At 48.2% G+C, this 10,819-nt stretch carries 11 protein-coding genes; 1 reads left to right on the top strand and 10 read right to left on the bottom strand.

What is annotated here, in order from left to right; genetic code table 11:
* Positions 1-43: 43 nt before the first annotated feature.
* The 10 genes from OOT00_RS15355 to OOT00_RS15310 all read right to left on the bottom strand — a co-directional run bounded on the left by OOT00_RS15355 (position 44) and on the right by OOT00_RS15310 (position 9,715).
* Entirely contained in the window at positions 44-958 is a 915-nt protein-coding gene (locus OOT00_RS15355; protein ID WP_265426306.1) for a hypothetical protein, read from the bottom strand.
* Positions 955-1,893: a DsbA family protein gene (locus tag OOT00_RS15350; protein WP_265426304.1), complete on the bottom strand. Its 939-nt coding sequence runs from the start codon at positions 1,891-1,893 to the stop codon at positions 955-957. The genes OOT00_RS15355 and OOT00_RS15350 overlap by 4 nt, the downstream gene beginning before the upstream one ends.
* Positions 1,894-2,021: 128 nt before the next feature.
* Entirely contained in the window at positions 2,022-3,071 is a 1,050-nt protein-coding gene (locus OOT00_RS15345; protein WP_265426303.1) for a protein-glutamate methylesterase/protein-glutamine glutaminase, read from the bottom strand.
* Positions 3,072-3,148: 77 nt separating this feature from the next.
* Positions 3,149-3,610: a chemotaxis protein CheX gene (locus tag OOT00_RS15340; protein WP_265426302.1), complete on the bottom strand. Its 462-nt coding sequence runs from the start codon at positions 3,608-3,610 to the stop codon at positions 3,149-3,151.
* A complete protein-coding gene (locus OOT00_RS15335) occupies positions 3,567-3,989 on the bottom strand; it encodes a response regulator (RefSeq protein ID WP_265426301.1) in 423 nt (140 codons plus the stop codon). Before OOT00_RS15335 ends, OOT00_RS15340 begins: the two co-directional genes overlap by 44 nt.
* 21 nt (positions 3,990-4,010) lie before the next feature.
* Positions 4,011-4,859, bottom strand: coding sequence for an HDOD domain-containing protein (locus tag OOT00_RS15330; protein WP_265426300.1), 849 nt, complete (start codon positions 4,857-4,859; stop codon positions 4,011-4,013).
* Positions 4,856-5,335 (bottom strand): chemotaxis protein CheD, encoded by a 480-nt coding sequence (locus OOT00_RS15325; protein ID WP_265426299.1) that lies wholly within the window; start codon positions 5,333-5,335, stop codon positions 4,856-4,858. Before OOT00_RS15325 ends, OOT00_RS15330 begins: the two co-directional genes overlap by 4 nt.
* A complete protein-coding gene (locus OOT00_RS15320) occupies positions 5,332-7,539 on the bottom strand; it encodes a chemotaxis protein CheA (RefSeq protein ID WP_265426297.1) in 2,208 nt (735 codons plus the stop codon). The genes OOT00_RS15325 and OOT00_RS15320 overlap by 4 nt, the downstream gene beginning before the upstream one ends.
* A 19-nt stretch (positions 7,540-7,558) precedes the next feature.
* Positions 7,559-8,401, bottom strand: a complete 843-nt coding sequence (locus tag OOT00_RS15315; RefSeq protein ID WP_265426296.1) for a CheR family methyltransferase — start codon at positions 8,399-8,401, stop codon at positions 7,559-7,561.
* A gap of 285 nt (positions 8,402-8,686) precedes the next feature.
* Complete coding sequence (locus tag OOT00_RS15310; RefSeq protein ID WP_265426295.1) at positions 8,687-9,715, bottom strand: GGDEF domain-containing protein; 1,029 nt, start codon at positions 9,713-9,715, stop codon at positions 8,687-8,689.
* Between the two features lie 280 nt (positions 9,716-9,995).
* Between OOT00_RS15310 and OOT00_RS15305 the strand changes: the two genes are divergently transcribed.
* Positions 9,996-10,673, top strand: coding sequence for a zinc ribbon domain-containing protein (locus OOT00_RS15305; RefSeq protein WP_265426294.1), 678 nt, complete (start codon positions 9,996-9,998; stop codon positions 10,671-10,673).
* Positions 10,674-10,819 lie beyond the last annotated feature (146 nt).

Below are 10,819 nucleotides of genomic sequence, written 5' to 3'. Positions count from 1 at the left end.
GCTGAAAAAGCACAACTCGCCAATTATCGACGTTGGCTGCCAATTACCAGGTTCTGCGAAAACTACTTTCATCAGGACTCATGTCACTGCAGGTCCCTGCGGACGGAGAAAAAATATCACAGCCATCATCCGGCGACAGACCCGATGGGCCTTCTGTTCCAACAATTCCCCTGCTCAACACAAATGGAACACGGCTCTCACCAATTCTTGCCATCACCAGATTATTTTTCCATAGCTTCATCATTAAAAAAAAGGGAGGCAGCCAGCGTGTTTTTTCTGGAAAGGGCTCATCCCAGAACAGAACAAAAGCATTTTCCCTGTCCATCCCATCATCCAGATTTTTTTGTAACCAAGCTATCCTGTCTATATCCCAGCCATTTTTTGCAATGGGATAAAAAGCCACATTCCCTCCCTTATCCGACTGGATCCACCCATCTACCAGTTCTTTACAAGCAGGACATGAGGGTGAAAAAAAAACCTTAACGTCCCCATTCCCGTCCTCAAGAATCGGCCAGGGTGAAAAGCCGTCCCGGACAGCACCGAGGGACGCCGCAAAAAAAAAGAAAAGCCAGGCCAACCAAAGAAAACGCCAAACCCAAAAACTTCTCCTGAAAACATGAAAGGCAAACACACCCAATATAGCGGCAACCACGAGACAGGAAGTGCAGGGCCAAAAGAAAATCTGCCAAAGAAGAAAGAACATATTGGCACAAAGAAACACCCCTGTTACCATCCGAAGCAACACCTGAGAGGATGGGCTCAGGGACAGCACCCCAAGCACCAGAAAGGCCATAGCACCCAAGGCATACATGGGAACACCGAACAGCGAATACCCTTTATACACATCGCATCCGCTGTTCAGACAGAAAATATCACTGACTTCCCAAAGGGATAAAAGGCAGAAAGTCAGCCCCAGCCCAGCGCAGAGAACAGAAAACAAAGACGATGCCGCTTTCATTTCAGCCGCTCTCTCATTTTATCAAGCTGAAAGCCTTCCACCATATGACCGTTAATGAAGAAAACAGGCGTTGCCTGTATCCCCATTCTCTGCAACTCCCTTCGCTCACTCCGGACCTTTTCTCCATAGGCCGACTCAAGATAATTCCGGGCGGCCTCTGCATTGTCCCCCCAAGAGGACTTCAGTTCCGGAAAAACCGCCATGAACTGGTCCAGAATGGCCTTGGGATCCTGAACAAACCGCAGATCACCATAGGCAAAATCCGTCACTTCAAGGGGCTTAAAATTTCTTTTTTCCACATCGGCCAGAACCATACAAACAAGCTCTGAAACCGGATTCAAGGGGAAATGAACAAGACGGAGCTCTTTCAGCGTATTTCTTTTTTCTTTAACAAAATCCCAGCCCTTTCGACAATAGGGGCAGAATGGATCAGAGACCACAAGCATTTCATGGGGCCCCCCGCCTTCCAGAAGAACCGTGCCGAGATCTTTCGGAAAGTCATCGATATGGCGCAGATAGGCCAAAGGCTCTTCAAGAAGACTGCGGCCCGAACTCAAATCCTGAATATCTGTAAACTGCATCTGCCCTGTCGGATCCACCACAAGAAAAAGCTGTTCCTCTCCGGACTGAGGGGGCGGCATGACCAAAGCAACCCGTACGGCAAACAGATAGACGCCATTCATATTCACTGGAATCTTTTGGACGATACGGACCTGGTCCGGGCCAAAGCTCCGGAAACGTTCGTCCTGTTCTCCCCACGAAATAACCGTTCTGCGTGCTACGGTTTTTTTCAGTGCCTCTTCATCCAGAGAGACACTTTCTGCACCGAAAACGGTTACAGGTATCATCAGAAAAAAAAGTAACCCAACGAAAAACCCTGTTTTATTCATATAACTCTCATCCTTAAAAAAAGTAGCAACCCGAAATGTCATCATGAACTATCACCTTTTACCGCAAAAGATGACCAGTGTTACTTACCATATTTTCAGCACCGACTGATTAAATCCAGAAAAAAAATCATCCACCCCAAAGCCCTCAAAACAACTATCAGGGAAAAAAGCGGTCAAAGAAGGGTAAGAGCCTTTTCCGCAATTTTATCCAGTGGCAGCACATGGTCTGCGGCTCCCATACGGATGGCTTCCTTGGGCATACCAAACACCACAGAACTTGCTTCATCCTGAGCGATGGTTCCCGCTCCTGCATCTTTCATTTTTTTCAGGCCTACCGCTCCATCAGCTCCCATACCTGTGAGAATGATTCCCAAGGCGTTACTGCCTGCATAGGTAGCAACCGAATCAAAGAGAACGTCTGCCGCAGGCCGCTGATGGTGCACCAGCGGACCTGTCTTTACCTGAACATAATAGCGGGCACCACTGCAGCGTAGCAGCATATGAAAATTCCCCGGAGCAATCAAGACCTGACCGGGGGTTACAGGATCGCCATCTTCCGCTTCCTTTACGGACATGGCGCAAAGATCGTTCAAACGGGCCGCAAAGGCCGTTGTGAACCGTGCCGGCATATGCTGCACCACAAGAATGCCCGGGGCATTGGCAGGCATTTTCGTAAGAACCTCCCTCAGGGCTTCAGTTCCCCCCGTGGATGCCCCCATTGCAATAATTTTATGGGTAGTCACACGCAGAACTCCCGGCCTGCCAGCGGCAATGCTGCTCTGATCCGCGACGGCCTTTTCATCCAGCCGCCTGCCCACTCGGATACCTGCCACAGCCCGTATCTTTTCCGCAAGCTGAGCACTCATATCCCCTACAGAATAGGCCGATGTCGGCTTAGAAATCACTTCCAGAGCACCAATGGCAAGGGCTTCAAGAGCCAGTTCACTTCCCTTGGATGTCAGGGAGCTAACAATAATAACAGGCAAAGGATAGTAGCGCATAAGCTTGCGCAAAAAGGTTAGCCCGTCCATTCGGGGCATCTCTATGTCAAGGGTAATCACGTCCGGTTTCAGGTGAACAATTTTATCTCGAGCCACATAGGGATCCGGTGCTGTTCCTACCACCTCAATTCCGGGCTCTCTGGAGAGCTCCTCCGTAAAAACCTTACGGACGATGGCTGAATCATCTACAACCAGTACACGGATACTACCCGATACCTCCATATAATTTCCCCCGGCGTTCCAGTTTTCTGAAAACCCTTCCACATCCTTTCGACATTTTGACGCAAGCCTGCCGTCTCTCAGGAAGTGAACCCAATCCATAAACCCAAAGGGCCTTCAACGGATTCTATACCCAGAAACAACCCCCTCCCCGAAAGGACCGGAGATCCGGGCAGAGCTCGTGTGATAATTCCTGGAATTCCTAAGCGAAACTCCCTTGTGTTATCAAAATTGCTGAACGTGTTACCTGCCACCATATTAACAATCTCTTTTAAAGTTTCGGCCATCTGTTCCTTACTAACACATTGCTCACCAAGAAAATCCGATGTCATGGTGCAAAGAATGTTCTCCGGAACCCAGAAAATGACCAGCCCGTTGAAAGGGCCTTTAAAAGACAGACTTGCCGCCAGAAGAGCATCGGCCTGCCACAAGAAACTCTTCTCAAGAACTTCCTCCATATCAAATTCCAGAGGCATATAAAACATGGTTCCCAGAACCTCAGAAATCGAGGCCTTCATCGCAATTTTCAGCATCGTTTCCATGGGGAGCTCCTAAAATGGATATCAGTTGTTCTCTTATCTTTTCAGGCGTAAAGGGTTTTTTGATATAACCGGAAGCTCCTGCCCTTAAAAAGGCATCCACTCTTTCCAGGCTGCCTTCCGTAGTCACCATCAGGACGGGAATACTGGAAAAGACAGAGTCTTTCTTCAACAGCAGCAACAGATCCATACCATTCATATCCGGCATGTTATAATCCGTCACAACAATGTCCACCCAGTTTTCTCCAAGTTTTTCCACAGCCTCTCTACCATTGGCTGCTTCAAAAAACTGTGCATCTCCGAAGCCTGCCGCTCGAATCGTTTTTACGATTACGGCACGCATGGGCTGAGAATCATCCACTACAAGAATTGATAAAGCCATGAAAATGCCTCCAGGCCTCTGTCAGAAAGATCCGATCAGATCTTCAACCTCCCGAATCCGGTCCCCGAAATCGGCAATAATTTCCTGCAGATCCCTGGCACTCAAACCAAGAGCCCCAAGGGCCTCCCTGTGAAAGCGGTACGCCAACCCATCCAGCCCTACCCCTATTCCCAGCATAATGCAGACCTGATCCGCCACATAGACCACATTGGCCGCATCATCGGAAAAAACGGCCCCCCCCGCCATGTGAGAATTACGGATCACTGCCTGAAGACGGGGGCTGAACCCCCACTTTTTAGCAATAATACCAGCAAGTTCAGACTGATCAACCCCCAGGACTTTCTTTTCAGCCTCCCGGAAACTGTAGCCATCCTCAGCCACAAGGCGCTGTATTCGTTCCATCCTGTCAGCGACAAAACGGCTTAAAACCACCTTACCAATATCCCGCAAAAGACCTGCTGTAAAAACGAGATGACGTTCAGCTAAGCGTATGCGCATGGCAAGATCCCTTGCTATGATAGCGCAGCTCACAGCTTTTTTCCAAAGCAGCCCTTCATCCAGGCCATACCCTTTCTGACCTCCCTTGAAATTCGATGATCCGCATTTCATTACCACAAGATCCACAATACGATCCAAGCCCAGAATATTGATGGCATCATGCAAGGAATCAATGGTTCGGCTTCTGGCAAAATAGGCAGAATTGCACATTTTCAGGAGGTCTGCTGTGATGTAAGGATCAAAATAAATCAGGCGGGCTATTTTTTCCGTGTCCGCTTTCGGATCTTCAGCCAATGCCAGCACCTGCTGGGCAATCTGCGGCATGGGTTGCAAGCTGTCGATTTCACGGATCAGTTCTGAAACAGCATTCATAGCTTTTTCTCCCCTTCTCCGCCCACTTTAATATGAATATCTCCGGAAAGTATGTTCAGTCGTACCGTACGGTTCACACAGCCTCCCACATCTTCATGGGATGCAATCACATTATTGCGAAAAAACATTTTTTTAACGGCCATGTGATTGCGCTTTCCAATATTAAAAAAACCCTGCTGATCCAGAATCTGAGCGCCTCCGACAATAACAACCTTCATTCGCTGCTTTTTTGCGCCCAGCGTATAAGTGGCCCTGAACAAAGCCGGGATACCAGTATCCGCAAACATGAAGGGGTTTCTTTTCGCCTTCTCCTGATCCAGAGAAGATTCCGGAAGCATGTAGTGCAGAATCCCACCCACTCTGACCGCAGGATCATAAATCACAACCCCTATACATGATCCCAGGGAATAGGTAATCAGTTCTTCGCCCGGTTTTGAACTAACCTTCATGTCGGACACACCCACAATCACTTTCACGGGCCCTCCTCATCCCTTTTTTCCGGTCCGGCAGGATGCCACCTCTTCTCTGGGGGCATACCATCCGCCATATCAAACAGGCCCGCCATATCCAGAATAAGACCCACATGACCATCACCCAGAATCGTTCCCCCGGCCAGAAAAGAAAGATGACCAAAAGTTTCTCCCATACTTTTAATCACAAATTCTTCTTTACCCAGAAGTTCATCCAAAAGCAGTGCCCGTTTTCGTCCCTTGTTTTCCACCACAACAACAATAGCTTCCCATGGATTGTCAAAATCCGCATGGATACCGCAAATTTTGCCAAGGCGAAGCAACGGCACCAGCTCTCCTCTTACCATTACCACCTCGCCCTGCCTGGCAATACCCACAACATCACTGCGGGAAGGACGAAAAGATTCAACAATGGCAATGGCCGGGATAATATAGCGCTCTCTTCCTATACGGATGAGCATTCCCTCTATGATAGCCATGGTCAGGGGAAGGGTCATGACAAAGGTAGTTCCCTCCCCTTCAGAAGAACGGATTTCAAGCCTTCCTCTCAGGGTTTCCACAACCCGCTTGACCACATCCATACCTACTCCCCGACCGGATACATCCGTAATCGCAGCTGCTGTCGAAAAGCCCGGATGAAAAATCAGATCAAAAATTTCCTGCTCCTTCAGATGAGCCCCTTCAGGAATCAGACCTTTTTCCATACCCTTGGCCAGCAACCTGTCCGCATTCAGCCCCCTTCCATCATCAGACATTTCAATCACAATACTGCCACCCTTGTGATAGGCCTGAAGACCGATGGTCCCTTTTTCTGTTTTTCCAGCTTTTTTACGTTCTTCAGGCATTTCCAGACCGTGGTCTACGGCATTACGGATCATATGAACCATCGGTTCATACAGAGTTTCCACCACATTTCGATCAATTTCCGTATCCTGACCCGTCATTTCAAGCGATACATTCTTTCCGGAACTTCTGGAAAGCTCACGCACCAACCGAACCATCTTCTGGAAGGTACTACCTATCTGTACCATGCGCATACTCATGGCAAGCTTTTGAATTCCCGAAACAATCTGCCCCAGCCGCCCCATATTCTGGGAAAAATCGACCCTTTTATCCTGTGCCTGCTGACGCAGCATTGCCTGAGCGATCACCAGCTCGCCTGTAAGATCCACAAGGTTATCCAGCTTACCGGTATCCACCTTGACCTGGAGATTAGCCCCCTTTGCCATTCCGCTCCGGCTTTTTTTCTGCTCAAGCAATGCCTCGCTTACCTCATTTGAGGCAACCTTTTCTCCAGCCACCAGAATTTCTCCCAGAGGCTTACCTTCCACTTTTTGCTGTTCCAGGCTCTGACAGACAACATCCTCAGAAACAAGCCCTTTACGGATCAGTATTTCACCCAGCCGCTCACGGGATTCCTCATAGGTATCCATACGCTGAATCAAGGGAGTTATGTCCACATCACAGCGGGACATTCTACCCTGATTCGCAAGCCCGGTTTCCACACATCCGATAAGACGCCGTAAAAAATCCACCGAGGTCAGAATCATATCAACAATATCACGATTCACTGTGATGCTACCCTGCCTGACGCTATCCAACAAATTTTCCGTACTATGGGCAAGCCGATTAATCTCAAAAAGATCCAGAAACCCCGACACCCCTTTAATGGTATGGAAAGGACGAAAAATGGCATTGAGAATTTCGGCATCTTCGGGTTCATCTTCAAGGTCAATCAGACTGACCTCAATTTTCTCAAGGCTCTCGGAAGCTTCAACAACAAAATCCGACAGGATATCAAGATCCTGCTCCTGAAAAATCCGGGCAGCCCCCTCATTATTGCGACCATCCTCCAACCTGAAGTCTTCCTGTTTTTTTCCCTGCAACATATCCAGAACACCGGAAAGGTCCCCTGTCCACAGATCCCCATGGGCATGAACCCTTTCCATTTCCTGCAGACAACGGACTGCATCCTCCAGAGGAAGAGTTTCCCTTTCATCCTGAAGAATCAGACGCTCGGTAAATGCGCGTAACCCAGCCACTATCTGCAGGGAAACTTCCGCTGATCCGGAAGCTAGCAAAGCCTGCGCCAAATGATCCAGATCAGAAAGCAGCAGACCAAGGCCCGGAATATCATCAGCCTCAAGGGTTACCACCCGCAGCGCCACCTCATCCAGAATGGCCTGCACACCGGATGCTGCTTTTTCCATACAATCTCCTCACAAGAACTCAGCTTTTTAGGTAAATAGTCGGCTGGACATACCGGAAACGATGTTCAATTCCCATAAGACTCTCAGAATGACCAATGAAAAGATACCCTCCCGGCCTGAGACAATTATAAAATTTTCCAACAAGAGCTTCCTGAGTAGGTTTATCAAAATAAATCATAACATTACGACAAAATACCACATCAAAAGTGAGCGCAACGGGAAAGGGATCCATCAAATTGAACCGGCGGAAACCAATCATATCCCGAAGCGAAGGTATCACCCTGACATGCCCCCTCCGCTTCCCCTTGCCCCTGAGAAAATAACGGTGCAGAAGAGTCTGTGAAAGCCCTGCCACCTTTGCTTCAGGATAAATACCGGACTGCGCTGTCTCCAGAACCCGGGTTGAAAGATCTGTAGCAAGAATTCTGACATCGAAACGTGAAAGGGCTCCCAGCGCCTCCGAAAAACAAATCCCCAAAGAATAGGGTTCTTCTCCGGTGGAACATCCCGCACTCCAGATATGCAGCTCTTTTCTTCCTTCCCGCTGCATAAGCGCAGTAATATTTTTCAACCCTTCATTTTCAAGGAATTCAAAATGCCTTTTTTCCCGGAAAAAACTGGTAAGATTGGTGGAAATGGCATCCAGCATGAAAATCAGTTCCGCCTCACCACCAGGCCCCTGAAGATACTGAAGATACATGGAAAAACCTGTGAAATTAAGCTCACGAAGGCGTTTGGACAAACGGGAACGGACCAGCTCTTTCTTCCCTTCATGCAGATGGATACCGCATTTTTCGTATACAAGACGGCTGAAATAGCTGAAGTCTTTATCACTCAGATCATAGGTAGGTATGCCAGGCATGGCCCCCCTTGGAAAAAGGCCGGACAGAAAAAAAGGGACTCTGACAGGCCGTAAAGGTAGAAGGCTTCCGAGAATGGGCAGTACAATGTTTACTACTATACGGCGGGTTCAACGGCCTGTCAATTGAGGGTGCGTGGGTAGGACAGTGTCACGGAAAAAAGACAGGACCGCAAGATCCCAAATCTTCTTTTCCATACAAAAAGGAGCCTGCCTGCAAACCAGTGGCTCCTTTTGTATGGGATACAATTTTTCAACCAGCAGAATCAAATTATGAGCAGGATAAGATCAGTCCTGACTCAGCACAACCCGGTTGCGCCCTTCATTTTTGGCACGATAGAGCATAGCATCGGCTTCAACCAGCAGATCTCCTGCCGACATCCGGCTGTCAGCACTGGCAACACCAAAACTGGCTGTTACACTGATAAGAAAATTGTCGTCATCTTTAATACAAAGCCCCTGAATAGAAACCCTCAGGCGCTCCGCCAGATCGGCAGCTTTCATACCATCGGTTTCAGGAAGCAAAATGGCAAACTCCTCTCCGCCATACCTGCACAGAACATCTCCTGTTCGAATCGTGTGCTGAACAGCCTTGGCAACGCTGCGCAACACACGATCCCCTGCGGGATGCCCAAAAGTATCATTGATGCCTTTAAAATGGTCAAGATCAAAAAGTACTACCGCAAAATCTTTGCCATGCCTCTGTACCCCTGCAACATGCCTTTCCAGCTGACGGTCAAATTCCCGACGATTGTAACATCCGGTTAAAAAATCTTCCGAAACAGCACCCTCAAGCCTGCGAATACGGACATGATTGATAAGAGACACCCTAAGGCCACTGAGCAGACTTTCAAGAATATCATCATGATAGGGCAACAGCGTGCGGCCCGTGGACAGATAAAGATGGGCCGTAAAGGAGGCCTCTCTGAAAGTCCGCACTTCCAGATCCTTTTTTGCAATGCATACCTGCTCCGCCTTCGCGTCTTCGCTACCCATGAAACGAATATCCTTATCCGAATCCAGCCGCAAATCATCCTGAACAATGCGTGAGAAGGCATCACGAAACATGGTCGGATCAATCCATGCATCCACACCGGATTCATCCTGAATAACAAAGGCAAATAAACGATAATCCAACATTTCCGAAAGACACCGGGCAACTTCTGCCAGAAGACTGTCCAGATCTTCTTTTTCCTGCATCACAAGCAGATATTCGTTCAACAGGCGATAGTCCGTATTCCGGACCCACCCCAGCATACGGGCAATAGTCCGCATGCTTTCTTTTAATGTAGCATGTGCATAAGAATGGGGTTTCATATGGCCTCCTCTGCTGATTTACTCTGCGCCCCCTTTAGGACAAAGAGACACATTGCAATTGAAATGCCAAGATAGAAACCATTAAAAATACAAGACAAAACAAACATATCACCATTTACAATTCTTATTTTGCCGTTGTTTTTCCGACGGGCGTCAAAAATCCCACAGACTGATAGCTGTCTGCGGATTCAATTGACAGATCAGAAATGAGCCCTATTATGGTGCATATTTTTGTGGTGCTCTCCGCACCACTCACACCAAGCAAAAAGGAATGACTATAATGGAAACCAAAGAAGAATTTCTGTCACAGATGCTGGCACAGGCAAAACCTATCTGCCCGCACTGCCAGAAAGAAATGGACATATGGGAAGTACCACCCTACACTTTCAGTGATGGCCTGGGCTGGGGCTCTCCTTTTGTATATGTCTGCTTCAATGATAACTGCCCTGTGTTTAGGGAAGGATGGGCGTCCATTGAAACCAACTACGGACACAAGTCATCCTATCGCTGCCTCCGCTATCCTTTTGAAGACAACTTTGAGCTGATGACAGTTTTCGGGATGGAGGGTGGAACGGAAGGTCTTGTCACAAAAGAATCTCTGAATGAACAGGAACAATTGAAAGAAGCCATTAAAACAGGTTTTTCCATACTTGCAGACTGTTATGTCAACCAAGACTTTCTTAAAATATTATCCATGCTTTCTGACCATAACGAGCCCGTACGTGTCCGCATGAAGGCGGTGGAAATACTTGGTGACATCTGCGACACCCATGAAGCCGTTGAACCCATGCGCAATATCCCTCCCTACAATGAAAAAATGAAAGAAGCGATCGGTGAAGCCATCGCAAAAATTCACAAACGCTGCTTTACCAGAGAATGTCCGTTCTGTCTGGAAATCATCAAGCGCAGAGCCAATACATGCAAGCACTGTGGCAAAAATGTAGACCCTGTTGTTTAATCGAGTAGGGTAGTGCAAGAGTGATCCTCTCTGCACTATCCCTCTCACAGAAATGCGCAGGGGCCTTGTACACCGTTCCTGTTCCACCTTATCCCCATTTTACAGGGGGAAGCGTTCCTGTTTCTGCCTGATCCATCAAAAACAAG

The sequence above is a fragment of the Desulfobotulus pelophilus genome (assembly GCF_026155325.1).
Taxonomy (GTDB): Bacteria; Desulfobacterota; Desulfobacteria; order Desulfobacterales; family ASO4-4; genus Desulfobotulus; species Desulfobotulus pelophilus.
This window is presented reverse-complemented; position numbering and strand designations above follow the sequence as displayed.